The sequence below is a fragment of the Pseudomonas sp. GW823-FHT04A03 genome, from assembly GCF_058796615.1.
Genome location: NZ_JBXAIV010000008.1, coordinates 35,137 through 57,196, shown reverse-complemented (window position 1 = coordinate 57,196; position 22,060 = coordinate 35,137). Strand labels below are relative to the sequence as shown.

At 63.3% G+C, this 22,060-nt stretch carries 22 protein-coding genes; 9 read left to right on the top strand and 13 right to left on the bottom strand.

The window, feature by feature from the left end; genetic code table 11:
* Positions 1–103: 103 nt before the first annotated feature.
* From AC1Q9F_RS19980 to nrdR, 9 genes are all read right to left on the bottom strand, one after another.
* Positions 104–829, bottom strand: coding sequence for a substrate-binding periplasmic protein (locus AC1Q9F_RS19980; RefSeq protein ID WP_207984086.1), 726 nt, complete (start codon positions 827–829; stop codon positions 104–106).
* A 28-nt stretch (positions 830–857) separates the two neighbouring features.
* Positions 858–1,361, bottom strand: coding sequence for a phosphatidylglycerophosphatase A family protein (locus AC1Q9F_RS19975; RefSeq protein WP_007910933.1), 504 nt, complete (start codon positions 1,359–1,361; stop codon positions 858–860).
* The gene (gene thiL, locus AC1Q9F_RS19970; protein WP_492620787.1) at positions 1,358–2,323 is read right to left on the bottom strand and encodes a thiamine-phosphate kinase; all 966 of its coding nucleotides are present in this window, start codon (positions 2,321–2,323) and stop codon (positions 1,358–1,360) included. Before thiL ends, AC1Q9F_RS19975 begins: the two co-directional genes overlap by 4 nt.
* Positions 2,324–2,350: 27 nt before the next feature.
* Positions 2,351–2,851 (bottom strand): transcription antitermination factor NusB, encoded by a 501-nt coding sequence (gene nusB / locus AC1Q9F_RS19965; RefSeq protein WP_007955566.1) that lies wholly within the window; start codon positions 2,849–2,851, stop codon positions 2,351–2,353.
* Positions 2,848–3,324: a 6,7-dimethyl-8-ribityllumazine synthase gene (gene ribH, locus AC1Q9F_RS19960; protein ID WP_003228649.1), complete on the bottom strand. Its 477-nt coding sequence runs from the start codon at positions 3,322–3,324 to the stop codon at positions 2,848–2,850. Before ribH ends, nusB begins: the two co-directional genes overlap by 4 nt.
* Before the next feature lie 91 nt (positions 3,325–3,415).
* Positions 3,416–4,507, bottom strand: coding sequence for a bifunctional 3,4-dihydroxy-2-butanone-4-phosphate synthase/GTP cyclohydrolase II (gene ribBA, locus AC1Q9F_RS19955; RefSeq protein ID WP_065259547.1), 1,092 nt, complete (start codon positions 4,505–4,507; stop codon positions 3,416–3,418).
* A 16-nt stretch (positions 4,508–4,523) separates the two neighbouring features.
* Entirely contained in the window at positions 4,524–5,201 is a 678-nt protein-coding gene (locus AC1Q9F_RS19950; RefSeq protein ID WP_207984088.1) for a riboflavin synthase, read from the bottom strand.
* Between the two features lie 47 nt (positions 5,202–5,248).
* The gene (ribD, locus tag AC1Q9F_RS19945; protein WP_492620788.1) at positions 5,249–6,382 is read right to left on the bottom strand and encodes a bifunctional diaminohydroxyphosphoribosylaminopyrimidine deaminase/5-amino-6-(5-phosphoribosylamino)uracil reductase RibD; all 1,134 of its coding nucleotides are present in this window, start codon (positions 6,380–6,382) and stop codon (positions 5,249–5,251) included.
* Positions 6,379–6,843, bottom strand: coding sequence for a transcriptional regulator NrdR (nrdR, locus tag AC1Q9F_RS19940; RefSeq protein ID WP_003228656.1), 465 nt, complete (start codon positions 6,841–6,843; stop codon positions 6,379–6,381). The genes ribD and nrdR overlap by 4 nt, the downstream gene beginning before the upstream one ends.
* Before the next feature lie 128 nt (positions 6,844–6,971).
* On the opposite strand from nrdR, the gene AC1Q9F_RS19935 reads away from it, so the two are divergent.
* Genes AC1Q9F_RS19935 through trxA form a run of 3 tightly spaced genes read left to right on the top strand, consistent with a single transcriptional unit; the run spans position 6,972 to position 9,001 of the window.
* Complete coding sequence (locus tag AC1Q9F_RS19935; protein ID WP_492620789.1) at positions 6,972–7,436, top strand: YbaY family lipoprotein; 465 nt, start codon at positions 6,972–6,974, stop codon at positions 7,434–7,436.
* Entirely contained in the window at positions 7,433–8,089 is a 657-nt protein-coding gene (locus tag AC1Q9F_RS19930) for a class I SAM-dependent methyltransferase (protein ID WP_085747612.1), read from the top strand. Before AC1Q9F_RS19935 ends, AC1Q9F_RS19930 begins: the two co-directional genes overlap by 4 nt.
* Before the next feature lie 39 nt (positions 8,090–8,128).
* Entirely contained in the window at positions 8,129–9,001 is an 873-nt protein-coding gene (gene trxA / locus AC1Q9F_RS19925) for a thioredoxin (RefSeq protein ID WP_007955581.1), read from the top strand.
* 4 nt (positions 9,002–9,005) lie between these two features.
* Here trxA and AC1Q9F_RS19920 read toward each other — a convergent pair whose 3' ends face one another.
* Positions 9,006–9,365: a hypothetical protein gene (locus AC1Q9F_RS19920; protein ID WP_492620790.1), complete on the bottom strand. Its 360-nt coding sequence runs from the start codon at positions 9,363–9,365 to the stop codon at positions 9,006–9,008.
* Between the two features lie 135 nt (positions 9,366–9,500).
* On the opposite strand from AC1Q9F_RS19920, the gene AC1Q9F_RS19915 reads away from it, so the two are divergent.
* The 5 genes from AC1Q9F_RS19915 (at position 9,501) to AC1Q9F_RS19895 (ending at position 13,473) form a co-directional block, all read left to right on the top strand.
* Positions 9,501–10,094: a DUF2796 domain-containing protein gene (locus AC1Q9F_RS19915; RefSeq protein ID WP_492620791.1), complete on the top strand. Its 594-nt coding sequence runs from the start codon at positions 9,501–9,503 to the stop codon at positions 10,092–10,094.
* A gap of 14 nt (positions 10,095–10,108) precedes the next feature.
* Positions 10,109–10,819, top strand: coding sequence for an ABC transporter ATP-binding protein (locus tag AC1Q9F_RS19910; RefSeq protein ID WP_492620792.1), 711 nt, complete (start codon positions 10,109–10,111; stop codon positions 10,817–10,819).
* A 1-nt stretch (position 10,820) separates the two neighbouring features.
* A complete protein-coding gene (locus tag AC1Q9F_RS19905; protein WP_064599744.1) occupies positions 10,821–12,086 on the top strand; it encodes an ABC transporter permease in 1,266 nt (421 codons plus the stop codon).
* Positions 12,087–12,097: 11 nt separating this feature from the next.
* Entirely contained in the window at positions 12,098–12,616 is a 519-nt protein-coding gene (locus tag AC1Q9F_RS19900) for a DUF3299 domain-containing protein (RefSeq protein ID WP_207984091.1), read from the top strand.
* Positions 12,617–12,774: 158 nt separating this feature from the next.
* Positions 12,775–13,473: an OmpW/AlkL family protein gene (locus tag AC1Q9F_RS19895; RefSeq protein WP_007955593.1), complete on the top strand. Its 699-nt coding sequence runs from the start codon at positions 12,775–12,777 to the stop codon at positions 13,471–13,473.
* Positions 13,474–13,662: 189 nt separating this feature from the next.
* Here AC1Q9F_RS19895 and AC1Q9F_RS19890 read toward each other — a convergent pair whose 3' ends face one another.
* Both AC1Q9F_RS19890 and AC1Q9F_RS19885 read right to left on the bottom strand, forming a co-directional pair.
* Positions 13,663–14,592: an NAD-dependent epimerase/dehydratase family protein gene (locus AC1Q9F_RS19890; protein ID WP_492620793.1), complete on the bottom strand. Its 930-nt coding sequence runs from the start codon at positions 14,590–14,592 to the stop codon at positions 13,663–13,665.
* Positions 14,585–15,469, bottom strand: coding sequence for a sugar nucleotide-binding protein (locus AC1Q9F_RS19885; protein ID WP_045121788.1), 885 nt, complete (start codon positions 15,467–15,469; stop codon positions 14,585–14,587). The genes AC1Q9F_RS19890 and AC1Q9F_RS19885 overlap by 8 nt, the downstream gene beginning before the upstream one ends.
* A 178-nt stretch (positions 15,470–15,647) precedes the next feature.
* Between AC1Q9F_RS19885 and AC1Q9F_RS19880 the strand changes: the two genes are divergently transcribed.
* Positions 15,648–19,943 (top strand): DEAD/DEAH box helicase, encoded by a 4,296-nt coding sequence (locus tag AC1Q9F_RS19880; protein WP_492620794.1) that lies wholly within the window; start codon positions 15,648–15,650, stop codon positions 19,941–19,943.
* On the opposite strand, the gene AC1Q9F_RS19875 is transcribed toward AC1Q9F_RS19880, so the two are convergent.
* Entirely contained in the window at positions 19,937–22,042 is a 2,106-nt protein-coding gene (locus AC1Q9F_RS19875; protein WP_492620795.1) for a mechanosensitive ion channel family protein, read from the bottom strand. The two genes, AC1Q9F_RS19880 and AC1Q9F_RS19875, sit on opposite strands and share 7 nt — an antisense overlap.
* Positions 22,043–22,060 lie beyond the last annotated feature (18 nt).

Genomic DNA, 22,060 nt, shown 5'->3' with positions numbered 1-22,060 from the left:
ATTCGCTGGGCGGCATTGTAACAGCAGGTTCCCGCAGGCGCTTAGGCTGAATTATCGGCCATAACGATCAAAAAGTTTGATAACAGGCTCGCCCTTATCGCGTTCATTCGAAGGGATACGGTTGTTTCCAGCGCTCGAAGATCGGCTTCAACTCGCCGCTTTTCACCAGTTGCTCCATGCGCTGGTCGTAGATCGACATCAGTGCGCGGGCTTGCGGGGTGTCGGCGAAACCGAGGTACAGCGGCAACTCCGCCAGATGTGAATAACGGTACTGCGACGGGTCGGCGGCGTTTCTCACCACCGCTTCGATTTCCGTCAACGCATCGATGTAGTAATCCGCCCGCCCCTGCTTGAGCATCGACAGGATGCCGGTGCGGCGCTCGATCTGGTTGAAGCGTTTGACGTTCGGCAGGTAGGTTTCGTAGCGATAGCCGCGCACCCAGGCCAGTCGGTATTTGCCCAGCGTCGCCTGGGTCGGCGAAGGATTGCTGGCCAGACCGAGCGCGTAGATATGGTCGGAATCGAAATTCCATTTCGGATACAGCACCTGCTCGGCTTCACCGCGGTAGGAACCGACCAGTGCGTCGGCTTCCTTCAACTGCACCAGCCCGACCGAGCGGGTGTAGGGCACGGTGCGGATGTCCAGGGTCACGCCGGCCGGCTCGAACACTTTGCGCAAGACATCCCAGCCCAGGCCATGGCCGTCGGCGGCGGTGTAGTCTTCCCATTCTTCGCTGGCCAGGTGAATGACCGACGGCGGTGCGTCCTGTGCCTGGGCCATGGCGCCAAGCAAGGTCAAAACCACTATCGCCAACCAGCGTCGAGTCATCCCTGTATCCCCCATCCACGCCTGGAAATCAGGCGAAAATCCACACCAGTCCCTGCATCGCCAGCCAGGCGAACACGCCGGCCAGCACGTCGTCGAGCATGATGCCGACGCCGCCGTGAACATGCCGGTCGATCCAGCGGATCGGCCATGGCTTGAGAATGTCGAAGAAGCGGAACACCAGGAACCCGGCGAGCAACCAGTACCAGCCTTCCGGCACCAGCCACAGGGTGATCCACATCCCGACCATTTCGTCCCAGACGATGCCTTCGTGGTCGTGCACCCGCAGATCGTCGGCCACTTTGCCGCACAGCCAGAAGCCGAACAGCATGGTGATCCCGAGCATCAGCCAGTAACCCCAGTCGGGCAGCATCTGCCACAACGGGATAAAGGGTAGCGCAACTAACGAGCCCCAGGTGCCCGGCGCCTTGGGCAAGGTGCCCGAGCCGAAGCCGAACGCGAGGAAATGCCAGGGATTGCGCCAGACCGACGGCGGAACGAATTCGGCCGGAACCTGTTTCGGGTGATCTGTCACGGTGACTCCTGAAAATGTTGATAACCCCGGATTTGCGGGGTGATGTCGTGCCCGTCGCGATCCAGCAGCACCACGCCTTGCCCCTCGGCGACGCGGCCGATCACATGGATCGGCCAGCCATCGGCGAGCAGCGCCGGCAACTCGACGGACGGCAAGGTGAAGGCCAGCACGTAATCATCGCCACCGCTCAACGCCGCACGCTCGGCGCCGCGCTGGCCGAGAAACGCCACCAGCGCATCCGACAGCGGAACACGCTCGCGCTCGACTTCGAGTCGAACCTTTGAGGCCAGCGCGATATGACCACAGTCGGCGAGCAGGCCATCGGAGATGTCCAGCGCCGAGGTGGCCTTGCCACGCAGGGCCTGACCGAGGGCGAGTTGCGGTTGCGGCGACCAGTAATGATCGAGCAGCGGCTGGGCGATATGGGGTTCGGCGTCACGCTGACCCAGCACCAGCGGCAAGGCCCCGGCTGCGTTGCCCAACTCACCGCCGACACACAGCAGATCGCCTGGCTGCGCGCCGCTGCGGGTCAGCGCATTGCCGGCCGGCACGCGGCCGAACACGGTGACGGTCAGGCTCAACGGCCCGCGCGTCGTGTCGCCGCCCACCAGTGCCACGCCGCAGCCCTGCGCCATGCGGTTCAAACCGCGGGCATAGGCCTGCAGCCAATCGGCATTCACCGTCGGCAGAGTCAGGGCAAGGGTAAAGGCAACGGGCGTGGCGCCCATGGCAGCGAGGTCGCTGACCGCCACGGCCAGCGAGCGCTGACCGAGCAGAAACGGATCGCAGGGATCGGCGAAGTGCACGCCGGCCACCAGCGTATCGGTGGAAACCGCCAGTTGCTCCCCGGAAGGAACCGCCAGCAAGGCGCAGTCATCGCCGATCCCCAGTGCAACGCCTTCGCCGCCCTGCGCACAGGGCGCGGCGGCGAAGAAATTGCGGATCAGCTCAAACTCGCCCATGGCCGAGAAAAAGTATTCAAGCGCGGATCAGCGCTTGAACGCCTTCACTTCAGCTTCACGCAGGCGCGGAGCCAGCTTGTCGAGCACGCCGTTGACGAACTTGTGGCCGTCGGTCGAACCGAACACCTTGGCCAGTTCGATACCTTCGTTGATCACAACGCGGTACGGCACGTCGACGCGCTTGAGCAGTTCCCAGGTGGACAGGCGCAGAACCGCCAGCTCTACCGGGTCCAGCTCTTCGATCGCCAGGTCCAGGCAAGGCGTGAGCGCGTTGTCGATTTCGGTCTTGAACTGCGGAACCCCGTGGAGGATTTCGCGGAAGTAAGCACCGTCGACATCGGTGAAATCGTTATCGACCCGGAACTGCGCTTCGATCTCGTTCAACGACTGCCGAGCCATGTGCCACTGATACAGGGCCTGGGTCGCGAGCTGACGGGCTTCGCGGCGCTTGGCGCTTTTCGATGGCTTGCCGGCATCCGCAGGTTTCGGATCGCGCGGGTTGAAACGATCGCTTTCGTCGCTAATCACTTGGCCTCCAACTGCGCCAGCAGGCTGACCATTTCCAGAGCGGACAGGGCAGCTTCAGCACCTTTGTTGCCGGCCTTGGTGCCGGAACGTTCGATGGCTTGCTCGATGGAATCAACGGTCAGGACGCCGAAAGCGACCGGTACGCCGAACTCCATGGACACCTGGGCCAGGCCCTTGGTGCACTCGCCAGCCACGTATTCGAAGTGCGGAGTACCGCCACGAATGACCGCGCCCAGGGCGATGATTGCTGCGAACTCGCCTTTCTGGGCGACTTTCTGCGCAACCAGCGGGATTTCGAAGGCGCCAGGTGCGCGGATGATGGTGATGTCGCTTTCGCTCACGCCGTGGCGAACCAGGGCATCAACTGCACCGCTGACCAGGCTTTCAACCACGAAGCTGTTGAAGCGGCCCACTACCAAAGCGTAGCGGCCTTTAGGGGCGATGAAGGTACCTTCGATGGTCTTCAGGGTCATTCGTCAGATCTCTTAAAGAGCCGGGACGCGTCTGTTTCGCGTCCCTCAGTGATTTATTTGCCGCGAATTCGGAGCCGGAAACAACCGGTCATTATTCGGAGGGCACGTATTCTACAACTTCCAGATCGAAACCGGATATCGCATTGAACTTCATCGGCGCAGACATCAAGCGCATTTTGCGCACGCCGAGGTCACGCAGGATCTGCGAACCGGCACCGACGATGCTGTAGGTGGTCGGTTTTTTCACCGCCGCCTGATCGCCGGTTTCGCGGATGTGCGCCAGCAGCACGTCGCCATCCAGTGGGTGACCGAGCAGCAACACCACACCGCTGCCGGCCTCGGCAACCGCAGCCATGGCGGCGCGCAGGCTCCAGCGGCCCGGTTGCTTGACCATCAGCAGGTCGCGCAGCGGGTCCATGTTGTGCACGCGAACCAGGGTTGGCTCTTCGGCGCAGACAGTGCCCAGGGTGAGTGCCATGTGCACGTCGCCTTCCACGGAATCACGATAGGTCACCAGGTTGAATTGGCCTAGTTCGCTGTCGAGCGGCTGCTCGGCAATCCGCTGAACGGTACGTTCGTGGATCATCCGGTAGTGAATCAGGTCGGCGATGGTGCCGATCTTGATGTTGTGTTCGGCGGCAAAAGCTTCCAGCTCGGCGCGACGGGACATGGTGCCGTCATCGTTCATCACTTCGCAGATCACGCCGCTCGGCTCGAAACCGGCCATGCGCGCCAGGTCGCAAGCCGCTTCGGTATGACCGGCGCGGGCCAAGGTGCCACCGGCCTGGGCCATCAGCGGGAAGATGTGGCCCGGGCTGACGATGTCTTCGGCTTTCGCATCTTTCGCAGCGGCCGCTTGCACGGTGCGTGCGCGGTCAGCAGCGGAGATGCCGGTGGTCACGCCTTCGGCCGCTTCGATCGATACGGTGAACTTGGTGCCGAAACCGGAACCGTTGCGCGGCGCCATCAGCGGCAGCTTCAGGGTTTCGCAGCGCTCACGGCTCATCGGCATGCAGATCAGGCCACGGGCGTGCTTGGCCATGAAGTTGATGTGCTCGGCCTTGCAGCATTCGGCGGCCATGATCAGGTCGCCTTCGTTCTCGCGGTCTTCGTCATCCATGAGGATGACCATCTTGCCTTGGCGGATGTCTTCAACCAGTTCTTCGATGCTATTGAGCGCCACAAGGCACCCCCTTCAGTCAGGATTTGAGGTAGCCGTTGGCGGCCAGAAAGCTTTCAGTGATGGTACCGCCAGGCTTTTGTGAAGAGTCAGGCTCAGCGGCCCTGTCGCCCAAAAGCAGACGCTCCAGATAACGCGCCAGCAAGTCGACTTCCAGGTTCACCCGGCGACCCGGCTTGTAGGACGCCATGATGGTTTCGCTCAGGGTGTGCGGGATGATCGTCAGCAGGAATTCGGCGCCATCGACCGCGTTCACGGTCAGGCTGGTGCCATCGACGGTGATCGAGCCTTTGTGGGCGATGTACTTGGCCAGCTCCTTCGGCGCGCGGATGCGAAATTCCACGGCGCGGGCATTGTCGCTGCGCGAGACCACTTCGCCGACACCGTCGACGTGACCGCTGACCAGATGCCCGCCGAGACGGGTGGTCGGGGTCAGGGCTTTTTCCAGGTTGACCGGGCTGCCACTTTTCAGGTCATTCATGGCGGTGCAGTCGAGGGTTTCGCGACTGACGTCGGCGGCGAAGCCGTTGCCCGGCAGTTCAACCGCGGTCAGGCACACGCCGTTGACTGCGATACTGTCGCCGAGTTTGACGTCGCTCAGGTCGAGCTTGCCGGTTTCGACATGCACCCGCACATCACCGCCCTTTGGGGTCAGTGCGCGGATACTGCCGATGGATTCGATGATGCCGGTAAACATGGGGTTCTCCTTGAGAACGAAGCCAGCGCTAACGCGATGGCCGGGAATTATACGCTCGCCGATGGGACAGGGATTGCAGTGACTCGCCAGTCATCGCCAACCGCGCGAATTTCAGTGATTTTCAGCTCCGGCGCATCCTTCATATAGGCTAGCGGCCAGTCCAGCAGCGGACGCGCCGTGGAGCCGAGGAACTTGCCGGCAATGAAGATCACGAACTCGTCGACCAGACCGAGCCGGGCAAATGCGCCGGCCAGTCGCGGCCCGGCCTCGACCAGCACTTCGTTGACGCCACGGTTGGCCAGTTCGATCAGCAACTGGTGCAAATCGACCTGACCGTCATCGCCCGGCACGATCAGGCATTCCGGACCGTGGGCGTACTGTTCTTCGATGGCCACGCAGGTGGCGACCAGCGCCGGGCCGGCCTTGAAGAACGGCGCATCCAGCGGCACCCGCAGACGCCCGTCGATCAACACCCGCAGTGGCGGACGGCTGAGGGCCAGCGCGGTTTGTTCGGCATCCAGTCCCAACTCGTCACCGCGAACGGTCAGGCGTGCGCCATCGGCCAGCACTGTATCGGCGCCGGTCAGCACCACGCTGGCCTGGGCGCGCAAACGCTGCACTGCCGAACGCGCGGCAGGGCCGGTGATCCATTGGCTCTCGCCGCTTTCCATCGCCGTGCGGCCGTCGAGGCTCATGGCCAGCTTGACCCGCACGAACGGCAAGCCGTGTTCCATGCGCTTCAGAAAACCTTGATTGAGCTTGCGGGCTTCGGCTTCCAGTACGCCGCTTTCGGTGGCGATGCCGGCATCTGCCAGACGCTGCAGACCGCGTCCGGCGACTTGTGGATTCGGATCACGCATCGCCGCGACCACCCGGCCAACACCGGCATTCACCAGCGCATCGGCACACGGCGGTGTGCGGCCATGGTGGCTGCAAGGTTCGAGGGTCACGTAAGCCGTGGCGCCCCGGGCCAGTTCACCGGCGGCGCGCAGGGCGTGGACTTCGGCGTGGGGTTCGCCGGCACGTTCATGCCAGCCTTCGCCGACAATCTGCCCGTCGCGCACGATCACGCAGCCGACCCGTGGATTGGGATGCGTCGTGTAATGCCCCTTGCGCGCCAGCTCCAAGGCCCGGGCCATGAAGTGGGCGTCGAGGATGGCCTGCTCGGCGGCGGCGGTCATTCTTTCACCGGTTCGCGGGCGAGGCGGTCGATCTCTTCGCGGAATTCGTTGAGGTCCTGAAAGCGGCGGTACACGGAAGCGAAACGGATGTAGGCGACTTCATCGAGCTTTTGCAGCTCGGCCATCACCAGTTCGCCGACCACGAGGGACTTGACCTCGCGCTCGCCGGTGGCGCGCAGCTTGTGTTTGATATGGACCAGCGAGGATTCGAGGCGCTCGACGCTCACCGGACGTTTCTCCAGGGCGCGTTGCATGCCGGCGCGGAGTTTTTCTTCGTCGAACGGTTGGCGGCTGCCGTCGGTTTTGATCAGGCGCGGCAACACCAGTTCGGCCGTCTCGAACGTCGTGAAACGTTCGCCGCAGGCCAGGCATTCACGCCGGCGGCGCACCTGTTCGCCCTCGGCGACCAGACGCGAGTCGATGACCTTGGTGTCGTTGGCACCGCAGAAGGGACAGTGCATGGTGGCTGGCAACAAAAAAAGGGAGGGCCATGGTAGCGCATCCCGGTGGCAAGACAAGCCATAGGCTTTGCGGTATACAGACTGCCATGATCGTTTGATCCATGGATTTCATTTTGCTGGAGCCGCCAATGTCCCTACGACCGCTCGTTTTGCTCAGTGTTTTCAGCCTACTGGTGGCCTGTGGCAGCGATGCGCCCAAGCCTCAGCCGCCTACGCCGGGCCCGGCGCCGCAACAGGCGCAGAAAAAAGCCCGGGAAGCCGCCGACCTCGGCCCGCTGCCCGCGTATCAACGGGAACTGAGCGGCACCCTGCAAGGCGTGCCGGCCGGCGCCGAAGTCGAACTGGCGCTGCTGGTGATCGACGCGAAGGATCGCCCGCAACAATTGCTCGCCAGCTCCAGCCTGATCGGCAACAACCAGATTCTGCCGTTCCACCTGCGCTTCAACCCCGACGCTTTCCCGGCGGGCGCGCGAGTTGAATTGCGGGGCCGCGCCAGCCAGTCCGGCCAGTTGATCCTGCACCTGCCATCGCAGACCATCACTCAGCCGACCACCCAGGCATTGGGCCAGCTGCAATTTGTCAAAGCACCATGAATGCTCCGCTAGACCTGCAACAGTCGCTGGGCGAATTGCTCGGCGACGCCCGACTGAAAGCCTGTGCGTTGCCGGACACCGATTTGCAGCTGTGGCTGATCGATGGCGACAACATGGCGCGCGAGTTCAGCCAGGAAGAAACCCAACGAATCCTGCATGAACCGCCGTACTGGAGTTTCTGCTGGGCCAGCGGTCTGGCGGTGGCACGGTACCTGGCGGAGTTTCCCGAGTGGGTGCGAGGCAAACGGGTGCTGGATTTCGGCGCCGGTTCCGGAATCGCCGGCATCGCGGCGGTGAAGGCCGGCGCGCTGGAAGTGGTGGCCTGCGATCTCGATCCGCTGGCGATTGCCGCCTGTCGGGCGAATGCCGAACTCAATGATGTGCAGATGAGCTATTCCACGGATTTCTTCGCCGAGGCGGATCGCTTCGATCTGATCCTGGTGGCCGACGTTCTTTACGATCGGGAAAACCTGCCGCTGCTCGACGCCTTCCTGAGCCGTGGCCGCGAAGCGCTGGTGGCGGATTCGCGGGTTCGGGACTTTCGTCATCCGTTGTACCGGCGCATCGAAATGCTCGAAGCCATGACCTTGCCGGATCTGGCCGAGCCCGAAGAGTTTCGCCATGTCAGCCTCTACCATGCGGCCCGCGCCTGACCGTATAGTTGCCCCATTCACGCTTTTACGAGATACCCCATGAGTCAGCAAACGCCGTACATCTTCGACGCCACGACGGCCGACTTCGACCAGTCGGTGATCGAGGCTTCCTTTCAAAAACCGGTGCTGGTGGATTTCTGGGCCGAATGGTGTGCGCCGTGCAAGGCGCTGATGCCGATGCTGCAAGGCATCGCCGAGAGCTATCAGGGCGAGTTGCTGCTGGCCAAGGTCAATTGCGATATCGAGCAGGACATCGTCGCCCGTTTCGGTATCCGCAGCCTGCCGACCGTGGTGCTGTTCAAGGACGGTCAACCGGTGGACGGCTTTGCCGGTGCGCAACCGGAATCCGCCGTGCGTGCCCTGCTTGAACCTCATGTGCAGATGCCGGCGCCGTCCGCCGCCGATCCGTTCGAACAGGCTCAGGCACTGTTCGATGAAGGCCGTTACGCCGACGCGGAAGCGACACTGGTTACGCTGCTGGGCGAAGACAACACCAACGCCAAGGCGCTGATCCTCTACGCTCGCTGCCTGACCGAACGCGGTGAGCTGGGCGAAGCGCAAACCGTGCTCGACGCGGTCAAGAGTGACGAGCACAAGGCTGCACTGGCCGGCGCCAAGGCGCAGATCAAGTTCCTCGGCCTGGCCCGTGACCTGCCGGATGCCGCCGACCTGAAAAGCCGTCTGGCGCAAAATCCGCAGGACGACGAAGCGGTGTATCAACTGGCGATCCAGCAACTGGCCCGTCAGCAATACGAAGCGGCGCTGGACGCACTGCTCAAGCTGTTCATCCGCAACCGCAGCTACGGCGAAGGCCTGCCGCACAAGACCTTGCTGCAAGTATTCGAACTGCTGGGCAACGATCACCCGCTGGTGACCGCTTACCGGCGCAAGGTGTTTGCCGCGCTGTACTAAGCGCCTACTCGATCCAACTGTAGAGCGGCGTATCCCCGCCGCTCAGCACTTTCACATCGGATGAATGACGCAGGCGCACCAGCAGGCGCTTGCCCGCCGCCGCGCTGCCGGTCAGCCCTTCGAGCTGATCCAGCAATTCCGGCCCGCTGAGCTGTCCGGCCTTGCGCAGCAAATCCCTGGCAACCTGCCACAACGCGTCATCCTGATTCACCGGTTTCGCCACCGGCGCCGCCGCTGCTGCCTGCGGCTGGGCCGTCTGCACCTGCACGCCAAACTGCGCACCGAGCCGCGCCCAGTCGCTTTCATCCAGTTCCAGGGTCAAATCCACCGGCAATTCGCCGACGGTTCCGCGTATCCGCAACATAAGCTTCGCTCCCGCACATTTCTGACCTGCATGCTCCCATGGGACTTGTGTAACGCCAAGCGGGCGGGCAAACTCTGCGCACTTTCGTTATAAGATTACATAACAAACTCTTCACGTTACTTCCCGGAGACCGCCATGCGTCGTCTGCTGCTCGCTTTGCCGTTTGCCCTGTTGCCGCTGGCCATCGCCCACGCTGCCGATGAGCATGATCACGACCATGAGCACGGCAGCCTCGGTGCTCACGAACACGGCGTCGGTCGCCTGAACGCTGCACTCGACGGCCAGACCCTGGAACTGGAGCTGGAAAGCCCGGCGATGAACCTCGTCGGTTTCGAACACGTTGCCACCAGCGATGCCGACAAGGCCAAGGTCGCTGCCGCTCGTGCTCTGCTGGAAAAACCGCTGGCGCTGTTCAGCCTGCCAGCCGCCGCCGGTTGCAAGGTCACCAGCCAGGAACTGGAAAGCCCGCTGTTCGGCGACAAACCGGATGCCGACGACCACGACGAAGAGGAAGCCGGCAAGGACGGTCACGAGCATCATCACGACCACAGCGAAATCCACGCCCACTACCAGTTCAGCTGCGCGGCGCCGGGTGCGTTGAAAACCCTGGATCTGGCGAACCTGTTCAATACCTTCCCGGCCACCCAGAAAATTCAGGTACAACTGATCAGCCCGAGCGGCCAGCAAGGCACGGAAGTGACGGCCAAGGCCGCCGCCCTGAAGTTCTGACACGAAACGGCGCCATGACCCAAGCACTCATCGAACTGTCCGACCTGGGCTTCAACTGGCCCGGTCACCCGCCGCTGCTGGACATCCCGGCGTTTCGCCTGGATGCCGGCGAAACCCTGTTCCTCAAGGGCCCCAGCGGCAGCGGCAAGACCACCCTGCTCGGCCTGCTCGGCGGGGTGCAGAAACCCGGTCGCGGCAGCATTCGCCTGCTCGGCCAGGAACTGACCGAACTGGGTGCCGGCGCCCGAGATCGCTTTCGCGTCGATCACACCGGCTACATTTTCCAGCAGTTCAACCTGCTGCCGTTTCTCTCGGTGCGCGAGAACGTCGAGCTGCCCTGCCACTTTTCGAAGCTGCGTGCCGAACGCGCGAAGCAACGTCACGGCAGCGTCGATCAGGCCGCCGCCACCCTGCTCGCCCACCTGGGTCTGAAGGACGAAAGCATCCTGAGTCGCCGCGCCGATTCGCTGTCGATCGGTCAGCAACAGCGGGTCGCCGCGGCCCGTGCGTTGATCGGTCAGCCGGAACTGGTGATCGCCGACGAACCGACCTCGGCACTGGATTACGACGCCCGGGAAAACTTCATTCGCCTGCTGTTCGCCGAGTGCCGTGAAGCCGGCTCGAGCCTGTTGTTCGTCAGCCACGACCAGAGCTTGGCGCCGCTGTTCGACCGTCACCTGTCCCTGGCCGAACTCAATCGCGCCGCCACGTCTGCCGAGGTCTGAGATGTATCTGTTCCGTCTGGCCATGGCCAGCCTCGCCAACCGGCGTTTCACTGCTCTGCTCACCGCTTTCGCCATCGCACTTTCCGTCTGCCTGCTGCTGGCGGTTGAGCGGGTGCGCACCGAAGCCAAGGCCAGTTTCGCCAGCACCATCAGCGGCACCGACCTGATCGTCGGTGCCCGTTCCGGTTCGGTAAACCTGCTGCTGTACTCGGTGTTTCGCATAGGCAACGCCACCAACAACATCCGCTGGGACAGCTTCGAACATTTCGCCAGCAACCCGAAAGTGAAGTGGGCGATCCCGATGTCCCTCGGCGATTCCCATCGCGGCTACCGGGTGATGGGCACCACCGAAGCGTATTTCGAGCATTACCAGTACGGTCGCCAGCAGCATCTGGAACTGGCTGACGGCCGTGCTTTCGCCACCGATCCGTTCGAGGTGGTACTCGGCGCCGAAGTGGCCGAGGCGCTGCACTACAAGCTCGGCGACAAACTGGTGCTGGCCCACGGCGTGGCGGCGATCAGCCTGGTCAAACACGATGACAAACCGTTCACCGTGGTCGGGATTCTCAAGCGCACCGGCACCCCGGTGGACCGCACGCTGCACATCAGCCTCGGCGGCATGGAGGCGATCCACATTGACTGGCACAACGGTGTGCCGGCCCGTGGCAACGGCCGGATCAGTGCCGATCAGGCGCGCAACATGGACCTGACGCCGCAAGCGATCACCGCGTTCATGCTCGGCCTCAACAGCAAGATTTCGACCTTCGCCCTGCAACGGGAGATCAACGAGTTCCGTGGCGAGCCGATGCTGGCGATACTGCCGGGTGTGGCCTTGCAGGAGTTGTGGAGCCTGATGAGCACCGCTGAAAAAGCGTTGTTCGTGGTCTCGCTGTTCGTGGTGCTGACCGGATTGATCGGGATGCTCACGGCGATTCTCACCAGCCTCAACGAACGTCGCCGCGAGATGGCGATCCTGCGTTCGGTGGGCGCTCGGCCGTGGCATATCGCAAGTCTGCTGGTGCTCGAAGCCTTTGCTCTGGCGCTGACCGGGGTGATCGCCGGGCTGGCGTTGTTGTATATCGGCATCGCCGCTGCTCAGGGTTATGTGCAGGCCAATTACGGGCTGTATCTGCCACTGGCGTGGCCAAGCGAGTATGAATGGACGCTGCTCGGTGGCATTCTGGCTGCCGCGCTGCTGATGGGCAGCGTGCCGGCCTGGCGCGCGTATCGCCAATCCCTGGCCGATGGCCTGTCGATCCGTTTATGAGGATGTTCACCATGCCCCGCGCTGTCCTTGCGCTGCTGATGCTGGTCGCCCTGCCCGTGTGGGCAGCGGCGCCGAAAGACCTGACCTGGTCGGAGATGATCCCGCCGGACGCCGCGCCCGAAGTGCCGAACATGACACCGCTGCATGACCTGTCGAAGATGAGCGATGCGCTGTCCGCCGAATCGGCACCAGCGGCGAAACAGGACATGCCCAACGCTCCAGTGGTGCAAAGCCTCGACGGGCAAAACATTCGCCTGCCGGGCTATATCGTGCCGCTGGAAGTCAGCGAAGAAGGCCGCACCACAGACTTCCTGCTGGTGCCGTACTTCGGCGCCTGCATCCACGTGCCGCCACCGCCGTCGAACCAGATCGTGCACGTGAAAAGCGAACTCGGCGTGAAGCTCGACGAGCTGTATCAGCCGTACTGGGTGGAAGGGCCGTTGCAGGTCAAGCAGTCCACCAGCGAACTGGCCGACGCCGGGTATCAGATGGAAGCGGACAAGATTTATGTGTACGAGCTGCCGGAGTAAGTCCGGCAGTCAGTTATAGCCCTCCCCATCGGCTTTGCGAGCAAAGGTTCCACAAATAAACCCGCCATCACTGTTTCATTGAGCTGAGTCAAAAGACCGTATCAGACGGATTCGTACCATAGGACATCAAACATTTTTAACGTCCTTTGGGAGCTTCCATGAACAAGTCCTTGCTCAGCGCCTCGCTGTTTGCCCTCGCGCTCGCAGCCCCGCTCGCCCACGCCCACGAAGCCGGCGACATCATCGTTCGTGCCGGTGCGATCACCGTCAACCCGAAGGCCGACAGCTCCAGCGTCAAGGTCGATCAGGGTCCGCTGAGCGGCACCAACCTGGGCGGCAAGGCGACCATGAGCAGCGACACCCAACTGGGTCTGAACTTCGCCTACATGCTGACCAACAACATCGGTATCGAGCTGTTGGCCGCGTCCCCGTTCGAACATGACGTGAAGCTCAAGGGCACAGCCCTGCCAGCCGCCAACGGCAAACTCGGCACCCTGAAACACCTGCCGCCGACCCTGAGCGTCGTCTACTACCCGCTGGACGCCAAATCGGCCTTCCAGCCGTACATCGGCGGCGGCATCAACTACACCTGGATCTACGACGAGCACGTCGGCAGCGAAGCCCAGTCCAACGGCTTCAGCAACTTCAAGGCGAAAAACTCCTGGGGCCTGGCCTGGCAGGTGGGCGCCGACTACATGCTGACCGACAACATCATGCTCAACGCCCAGGTGCGCTACATCGACATCGATACCCGCGCCACCGTCGAGAACAACGCCGTGGCTCCGGGCACTCGCGCGAAAGTGAATGTCGACGTCGATCCATTTGTGTACATGGTCGGTCTGGGCTACAAGTTCTAAGCAGCAATCAAAGAACGTTCACGTGGTGGTGAATGAGGCTTGGTGGCGGGCAGGCTCAGAACTGACGGCGATGTTACGCCATCGACCGGGGAGCAAGCTCCCTCGCTACAGGAAACCGGTGTGAAAGCCGAATTCCGGCCGTGAAAAAGGCGCCTGTCAAAAGGCGCCTTTTTCATGTCTGCGAGAAGCTCAGCGTCCGAGCAGACGCGCCAGGCCGACGTTCATCGGCGTTGGCGTCGGGCACTTGAATCGCTCAAGCAACCGGCGGTTGTTCGCCCGCGAATGGCGGATGTCACCGGAGCGCGCCGGGCCGTAGCTGACGGGCGGCAACTCGCCGACCACCGCTTCGAGCGCGGCCAGCATCTGCTTGAGATTGGTCGCCTGATTCCAGCCGACGTTCACCGCACCGACGTCCACTTGCGGCTTTTCGATCGCCTGCACCAGCACGTCGACCAGATCTTCGACGTACATGAAATCCCGGGTCTGCTCGCCATCGCCGAACACGGTGATCGGCAGGCCTTTCTGCGCGCGTTCGCTGAAGATGCTGATTACCCCGGAATACGGCGAGGACGGATCCTGACGCGGGCCGAAGATATTAAAGAAACGGAAGATCGCCGGTTCCAGACCGTGCTGGCGGCGGTAGAAATCGAAGTACTGCTCGCCGGCCAGTTTGTCCGACGCGTAAGGCGTCAGCGGCGACTTGGGCGTGTCTTCGTCAATCGACTCGCCTTCGCCATTGTTGCCGTAGACGGCTGCGCTGGAGGCATACAGCACACGTTTGACGCCAGCCTCGCGCATGGCTTCGCAGACGTTCAACGTGCCGATGAAATTGCTCTGGTGGGTTTTCACCGGATCGTCCACCGACGCCTGCACCGAAGCCACGGCGGCCAGATGGGCGACAGCGCTGCAACCCTGCATTGCTTGCGCGACCAGAGCGGCATCGGCCACATCGCCAACGATCAACTCGACCTTGGGATTATCCAGCGGCAGATTGCTGCGCTTGCCGGTCGACAGATCATCGAGGATCCGCACCGAATGGCCCTTGGCAAGCAGCGCGTCAGTCAGGTGCGAGCCGATGAAACCGGCGCCGCCGGTGATTAAAACAGGGCCGTCAGCCATGGCGATAAAACCTATCCAGTAAGCCCGGGAGCGCGGCACGCCAGGCGCGCGGCTTGATCCCGAAGGTGTGCAGAATTTTCTTGCAGGCGAGCACCGCGTGTTGCGGTTCTTCGGCGGCATCCGGCCGTGCGGCATGGGCCTGGGCGGTCGGCGCTTCGATGGCCAGCGGGTGCAGGCCGCGCGCTTCGGTGAGAATCGCCTGGCCCAGCGCCAGCGGCGTGGTCGCCTCGTGGCCGGCGTAGTGGTAAGTGCCCCACAGCGGCGCGGCGCAATCGAGTTGTTTGAGCACCGAGATGATCACCCGCGCCGCATCGTCGACCGGCGTCGGATTGCCACGGCGGTCATCAGCCAGCAGCAATTCTTCCGGCTGTTCGGCACGGGCCAGGAAGCGCCCGAGGGTGCCTTCCGGGCTGTCGTCGAGCAGCCAGCCGAAGCGCAGCAGCACGTGTTGCGGGCAAGTGGCACGTACGCTCTGTTCGATCCGCCACAGGGCCTGACCGCGCAGGCCCAACGGCACTGGCTCGTCCTTTTCGCTGTAAGCGGTGGCGCGGGAACCGTCGAACACCCGATAACTGGACGGCTGCACCAGCACGATGTTGTGGTGCTGGCACAGTTCGGCCAGACGCTCGATGGCGCGTTCCTGCCCGGCCAGACGGCTTTCGCTGACGGCCTCGGCCTGGAACCAGTCGAAATAGTAGGCAAGGTTGATCAATGCATCGGGACGGGTGTCGTCGAGCAATTGGGTCAGGCTCGCGGCATCCCAGCCGTCTTCGGGCGGGCGGGGGGCGAGGAAACCGATGTCTTCCTCTGCACCGAGGCGAATCAGCGCCTGCCCAAGGGCATTTCCGCCGCCCAGTAACATAAGGCGCATTCGCATAGAGTCAGCAGGCCCAGTCTGATTGGAACGATGGCTTTGGCGACGATGCTCGTGGCAGCGTCGTCGATAATTGCCGGAATCGTTGCATTTTGCGGGTTTAGTGCGCAACCGTCACCCGTAAAGTGTAGATCCCAAGCGGTACTTGCAACTTCGCCCGCCCACCCGCATAACTGAAGCCATGAATCTGCCCCTCCCCAAGGACGCGGCCCTGGCAGGCTTCCACCCCGCCGTCAGCGCCTGGTTCAGCAGCACATTCCCGACGGTGACCGCCGCCCAGGCCCGCGCATGGCCGTTGATCCGCCAGCGCCGTTCGACGCTGATCGCCGCGCCCACCGGCTCCGGGAAAACCCTCACCGCATTCCTCGCGGTGCTCGACGATCTGGTCCACCGTGGCCTGGAAACCCCGGACGGTCTGCCGGACGAAACCCTGGTGGTCTACGTTTCGCCGCTCAAGGCGCTGTCCAACGACATCCGCATCAACCTGCAGAATCCGCTGGCCGGGATTACCGACCAATTGCGCCAAATGGATCTGCCGGCGCTGGAAATCACCACCGCCGTGCGCACTGGTGACACCCCGCAAAAAGACCGCGCCGCCATGCGCAAGAGCGCGCCGCACATTCTGGTGACCACCCCGGAATCGCTCTACGTGCTGCTCGGCTCCGAGTCCGGCCGAAAAATGCTCGGCACCACCCGCACGGTGATCGTCGACGAGATCCACGCCATCGCCGCCGGCAAACGCGGCAGTCACCTGGCCTTGAGCCTCGAGCGACTACAGGCGCTGTGCTCTGAACCGTTGACCCGCATCGGCTTGTCGGCCACGCAGAAACCGATCGATGCGGTGGCGCGTTTTCTGGTCGGCCATGAACGCCCCTGCGAAATCATCGACATCGGCCACGCGCGCCCGCGGGATCTGGGCATCGAAGTGCCACCGGTGCCGTTGTCGGCCGTGATGGCCAATGACGTCTGGGAACTGGTTTATGACCGCCTCGCCACCCTGGCCCGGGAACACCGAACCACGCTGATTTTCGTCAACACTCGACGTCTGGCCGAACGCCTGAGTCGACACCTGAGCGAACGCCTCGGAAAAGAAGCCGTGGCCGCGCACCACGGCAGTCTGGCCAAGGAATTTCGCCTCGACGCCGAGCAGCGGCTCAAGCGTGGCGAACTGCAAGTGCTGATCGCCACTGCGTCACTGGAACTGGGGATCGACATCGGCGAAGTCGACCTCGTCTGCCAGATCGCCTCGCCACGTTCGATCGCCGGTTTTCTGCAACGGGTCGGCCGTTCCGGGCACCAGGTCGGCGGCACGCCCAAGGGGCGCCTGTTCGCCACCACCCGCGACGACCTGATCGAATGCGCCGCGCTGCTCGACTGCGTGCGCCGGGGTGAACTCGATACGCTGCACATCCCCGAAGCGCCGCTGGATGTGCTGGCGCAGCAGATCATCGCCGAGGTCAGTTGCCAGGAATGGCCCGAGGACCATTTGCTCGCGCTGTTCCGCCGGGCCGAGCCCTACGCCCGCCTCGACGAAAAACATTATCAGGCGCTGCTGGGCATGCTCGCCGAAGGTTACAACGGCCGTCAGGGCATCCGCAGCGCCTACCTGCACCGCGACGCCGTGAGCCGAACTTTGCGCGGACGACGCGGCGCCCGGCTGACCGCCGTCACCAGCGGCGGCACCATCCCCGACAACGCCGACTACAGCGTATTGCTCGAACCCCAGAGCCTGAACATCGGCAGCGTCAACGAAGACTTCGCCGTGGAAAGCATTGCCGGCGACGTGTTCCAGCTCGGCAACGCCTCCTATCGCATCCTGCGGGTGGAAACCGGCAAGGTGCGGGTCGAAGATGCCCAAGGTCAGCCGCCGACCATTCCGTTCTGGCTCGGCGAGGCACCGGGGCGCAGCGACGAATTGTCGGCGGCCGTGGCGCGCCTGCACGCGCAGCTCGATCAGCTGCTCAGCGCCAGCCCCGGCAATCTGCAACCGGCCCTCGACTGGCTGACCGACACCCTCGGCCTGAACCCGGCCAGCGCCGAACAACTGGTGGATTACCTGGCCCGCGCCCGCCTCGCCCTCGGTGCGTTGCCGTCCCGGGACACGCTGCTGATGGAGCGGTTTTTCGACGAGTCCGGCGGCACCCAACTGATCATTCATTCGCCGTTCGGCAGCCGCATCAACCGCGCCTGGGGCCTGGCCCTGCGCAAGCGTTTCTGCCGTACCTTCAACTTCGAATTGCAGGCCGCCGCCAGCGAAGACGCGATCGTGCTGTCACTGTCCACCAGCCACAGTTTCGAACTCGACGAGGTCTGGCGTTACCTGCACAGCAACAGCGCCGAGCACATCCTCATTCAAGCGGTGCTCGATGCGCCGCTGTTCGGTGTGCGCTGGCGCTGGAATGCCGGTGTGGCGCTGGCCCTGCCGCGCTACACGGGCGGGCGCAAGGTCGCGCCGCAATTGCAGCGGATGAAAAGCGAAGACCTGATCGCCAGCGTATTTCCCGATCAGATTGCCTGCCTGGAAAACCTCGCCGGTGAACGGGAAATCCCCGAGCATCCGCTGGTGGAGCAGACCCTCGACGATTGCCTGCACGAGGCGATGGACAGTGAAGGCTGGCTCGAACTCCTGCGGCGCATGGAACGCGGCGACGTGCGCCTGATCGCCCGTGACCTGCCGGCGCCCTCGCCGCTGGCGGCGGAAATCCTCAGCGCCCGCCCCTACACCTTTCTCGACGATGCGCCGCTGGAAGAGCGGCGCACCCAGGCCGTGCTCAACCGCCGCTGGAGCGATCCGCAATCCACCGATGACCTCGGCGCGCTGGACGCCGATGCGATCGACGCCGTGCGCGAAGAAGCGTGGCCGACGCCGAACAGTGCCGATGAAATGCACGAAGCGCTGATGAGCCTGGCCTGCATCAGCGACCGTGAAGTCGAGGCCAATCCGCAGTGGCGCGACTGGCTGAATGCCCTGGCCGAGACCGGGCGAGCCTGCCAGTTGCAGATCGATCCCGAGCACTCACTGTGGCTGGCGAGAGAACGCCTGACCTGTCTGCAAGCGCTTTATCCACAGGCGCAGTCGGCACTGCCCGCGTTACCCGGTTTCGACGAAGCATGGACCGCCGATGACGCACTGATCGAAGTGATCCGCGCGCGGCTCGGTGCATTCGGCCCGCTACCGCTGGCGGCGATTGCCGAACCGCTGGCCTTGATGCCGGCCTCTGTGCATCAAGCCCTCGCTCATCTGGAGCGCGAAGGTTATGTACTGCGCGGCCAGTTCACGCCGGGATCGACCGTTGAAGAATGGTGCGAACGCCATCTGCTGGCGCGCATTCACCGCTACACGGTCAAGCGTCTGCGCCGGGAAATCGAGCCGGTGGCGTTGCAGGATTTCATGCGGTTTCTGTTCGACTGGCAGCACTTGTCCCCGTCAACCCGTGGTCAGGGCAGCGTGGTGTTGCCAGCGATTGTCGGCCAGTTCGAAGGCTACCCGGCTGCCGCTTCGGCCTGGGACAGCGACCTCCTTCCCGCGCGGCTCAAGGACTATTCACCAAGCTGGCTGGACGATCTGTGCCGCAGCGGCAAGCTGGTATGGACGCGCCTCAGCGCCCGGCAAAACATCAGCGGCACGGCGTTGCGCAGCACACCGATCGTGTTGCTGCCGCGCAGTCAGGTCGGCTTGTGGAGTGCACTGGCCGAACAGACGCCAGTCAGTGAACTGTCGCCCAAGACCCGCAAGGTTTTCGACGCGCTGGGCCAGCACGGCGCGTTGTTTTTCGATGAGCTGATTCATGAAGCGCACCTGCTGCGCACCGAGCTGGAGATCGCCTTGCAGGAGCTGGTCGGCGCCGGGCTGGTGAATGCCGACAGCTTTGCCGGATTGCGGGCGTTGATCACTCCGGCGAGCAAGCGCCAGCAACGCAGCAGTCGACGCGGGCGCGGGGCGTTTGTCGGGGGCATGGACGATGCCGGGCGTTGGGCGTTATTGCGTCGCGGGCCGGTTGTGGAAAACCGTCAAACGGCGTCACCTGAAACTCTCGAACATGTCGCCATGACCTTGTTACGCCGCTATGGCGTGGTGTTCTGGCGCCTGCTGGAACGCGAAGCCGATTGGCTGCCGAGCTGGCGCGAACTGTTGCGTACGTTCCATCGGCTGGAAGCACGGGGCGAGATTCGTGGCGGACGGTTTGTCAGCGGTCTGGCGGGCGAGCAATTCGCCCTGCCCGAGGCAATTCCGCTTTTGCGCGAAGTCCGCCGCCGTCCCCATGACGGCAGCCTGATCGCGGTGTGCGGCGTCGACCCACTGAACCTCGCCGGCACCTTGTTACCGGGCGCGAAAGTGCCGGCGCTGGCGAGCAATCGGCTGGTGTATCGCGACGGCTTGCCGGTCGCTGCCGAGGTCGCGGGCAAGCCGCAATTCTGGGTGGAACTGGACTCCGCCGCCATGAGCGAAATCCGCAACAGGCTGACCCGTCACTGAGTGCGCGCCTGCTCCGGCAACACCACCGACGAATGCGCCGGCGCCACGTCTTCTTCCAGGCGCTTGGGCAGCAAAACCTGCTGTGGATAAGTCTGCGCGAAATGCACCCACGGACTGTTATCCACAAGCTTTTTCAGACGCTGGTTGAATGCGCGGCTCACCGCATATTGCCCGCCGGACACTGTGCGAAATTGCGCGGTCAGCACCACGCCGTTCAGATCCATTTTATCGACGCCAAACACATCCAGCGGCCCTTGCAGGTTGTACTTGAGGAACGGGTCTTCGCGGATCGAATCACCCGCCTCGCGGATCAGTTCGATGGCCTTGTCGACATCAGTGTCGTAGGTGAACTGCACCGAGAAGAACGCAAACGCAAACTGTCGCGATTGGTTGGTCACTGCCTTGATCTGGCCGAATGGGACCGAGTGCACGAAGCCCTTGCCGTCGCGCAGGCGCAAGGTGCGAATGGTCAGGCCTTCGACCGTGCCGGCGTGCCCGGAATCGAGCACCACCCAGTCGCCGATCGACAGGGTGTCTTCGATGATGATGAACAGCCCGGTGATCACGTCCTGCACCAGTTGCTGCGAGCCGAAACCGATGGCCAGGCCGACCACCCCGGCACCGGCCAGCAGCGGCGCGACGTTGATCCCGAGGTTGGCCATGGTGGTGATCGCGCAGATCACCACCAGGATGATTTTGATCGCGTTGCGCAACAGCGGCAGGATGGTTTTCACTCGGGTGCTGGGCTGGCGCGCCGAGCGTTTGCTGACCGGTGGCTTCAACGCTTCCTGAATCGCCGTGTCGAGCACCACCCACAGCAGCCACGTCACGAGGAAGATCAGGCCGATGCTGCTCAGAGCATTGCTGATCGCCCGGCCGACCGTGCTGCTTTGCGCGAAATCGAGCAGCGACACGCCCCAGATCCGCCCCAGAATATCGATGAACGCAATCGCGATGACGATCCGCAGCAGCGCATGCAACAGGCTGAGGAAACGTTCCTTGTAGGCGCTGCTGCGCTGGATTGCCTCAGCCTTGCGTGACTTGAACAGGTGTTGCAGCACGGTGCTGAGAAACACCGTGCCGATCAGCAGCACCGTGGTGAACAGCGCACAACGCAGGGCCTTTTGATTGTCCTCGCCGATGCCGATCAGATTGACTGCCGAGACCAGCACCATCAGCACGATCGGCCAGTACCAGAGTCCGGAAAAAATCCGCAGCGACTCCTGCAGCGACGGCTGTTTCAGACGCTGGGCCAGCGAGCGATTGCGGATCAGGTGCGCCACCGGCCGACGCAGGCGAATCACCAGCAGACCGAAGATGATCGACGCCAGCAGACCGGTGAACACCGCGATGCTGCTGGTGATGTTGCCGCCCAGTTGCCGGGCGATCTGCGGGCTGGTCAGGGCGTCACTCAACGCGGCGAGAAAGCCGATGAGGAACAGCGGTTTCGGGCAGTAGTCGCGAATGATCTGCACCGCACGGCGCTTGTGGCCAACGTTGAACATCACCACCACGCACAACAGCATCGACGTGGAAAATATCCCGCTGCTGGTGGCGTAGGCAAAACACAGCGCCAGCGCGCGACCGACCGAGGCCGACAGAAAATGGCTGACGTACAGGGTCAGCGGCAGACAGATCAGTGCGGGCAGCGTGTAAGGCAACAGGTAACCGAGCAGGTCCTGACTGCGCTGGCGGGTGCGCAGCCAGCGCCCTTCCCGCAGACGTTTGCCCAGCACGCTGCCGAGCACGGTCAACACGGCAAAGGTGCCCAGCCACACGCCGGAGAGCATCAGGAAATCCCCCGCCACGCTCCAGCCGGAGCGGTTCGAGGGTTGGTTGACCAGCCTGTCGACTTCATCCGCCGCCCGGTCGGCGCGCAGGCGCCAGGCGTCGACCAGATGCTCGTTGAGATCGAGTTTGTCCTGCACGTCGTCGATGCTGGAACTGATGGCGCCGAGCAGTCCGCCCTGCACGATCGGTTCCGGTTTGGCCGGCTCTTCACTGGCCGCCGGAACGCCCGGCAGGCTGGCGGCTTGCACTGCATTGCCGCCGAACACCAGCAATGCCCCCAATAGAATCGCGATCCTGAACCTGGTCAAAACGCAGAGCTCCCTTGG

Bases quoted from the DNA above. Each gene is read 5' to 3' on its own strand.
- ribD (WP_492620788.1), bottom strand. From the start codon at position 6,382: ATGACCGCCGCCGCCGAGCAGGCCATCCTCGACGCCCACTTCATGGCC.
- AC1Q9F_RS19890 (WP_492620793.1), bottom strand. From the start codon at position 14,592: ATGGCTGACGGCCCTGTTTTAATCACCGGCGGCGCCGGTTTCATCGGC.
- AC1Q9F_RS19980 (WP_207984086.1), bottom strand. From the start codon at position 829: ATGACTCGACGCTGGTTGGCGATAGTGGTTTTGACCTTGCTTGGCGCC.
- thiL (WP_492620787.1), bottom strand. From the start codon at position 2,323: ATGGGCGAGTTTGAGCTGATCCGCAATTTCTTCGCCGCCGCGCCCTGT.
- AC1Q9F_RS19885 (WP_045121788.1), bottom strand. From the start codon at position 15,469: ATGCGAATGCGCCTTATGTTACTGGGCGGCGGAAATGCCCTTGGGCAG.
- trxA (WP_007955581.1), top strand. From the start codon at position 8,129: ATGAGTCAGCAAACGCCGTACATCTTCGACGCCACGACGGCCGACTTC.
- AC1Q9F_RS19930 (WP_085747612.1), top strand. From the start codon at position 7,433: ATGAATGCTCCGCTAGACCTGCAACAGTCGCTGGGCGAATTGCTCGGC.
- AC1Q9F_RS19920 (WP_492620790.1), bottom strand. From the start codon at position 9,365: ATGTTGCGGATACGCGGAACCGTCGGCGAATTGCCGGTGGATTTGACC.
- AC1Q9F_RS19950 (WP_207984088.1), bottom strand. From the start codon at position 5,201: ATGTTTACCGGCATCATCGAATCCATCGGCAGTATCCGCGCACTGACC.
- AC1Q9F_RS19935 (WP_492620789.1), top strand. From the start codon at position 6,972: ATGTCCCTACGACCGCTCGTTTTGCTCAGTGTTTTCAGCCTACTGGTG.
- AC1Q9F_RS19895 (WP_007955593.1), top strand. From the start codon at position 12,775: ATGAACAAGTCCTTGCTCAGCGCCTCGCTGTTTGCCCTCGCGCTCGCA.
- AC1Q9F_RS19900 (WP_207984091.1), top strand. From the start codon at position 12,098: ATGCCCCGCGCTGTCCTTGCGCTGCTGATGCTGGTCGCCCTGCCCGTG.
- AC1Q9F_RS19915 (WP_492620791.1), top strand. From the start codon at position 9,501: ATGCGTCGTCTGCTGCTCGCTTTGCCGTTTGCCCTGTTGCCGCTGGCC.
- AC1Q9F_RS19880 (WP_492620794.1), top strand. From the start codon at position 15,648: ATGAATCTGCCCCTCCCCAAGGACGCGGCCCTGGCAGGCTTCCACCCC.
- AC1Q9F_RS19905 (WP_064599744.1), top strand. From the start codon at position 10,821: ATGTATCTGTTCCGTCTGGCCATGGCCAGCCTCGCCAACCGGCGTTTC.
- ribH (WP_003228649.1), bottom strand. From the start codon at position 3,324: ATGACCCTGAAGACCATCGAAGGTACCTTCATCGCCCCTAAAGGCCGC.
- nrdR (WP_003228656.1), bottom strand. From the start codon at position 6,843: ATGCACTGTCCCTTCTGCGGTGCCAACGACACCAAGGTCATCGACTCG.
- AC1Q9F_RS19910 (WP_492620792.1), top strand. From the start codon at position 10,109: ATGACCCAAGCACTCATCGAACTGTCCGACCTGGGCTTCAACTGGCCC.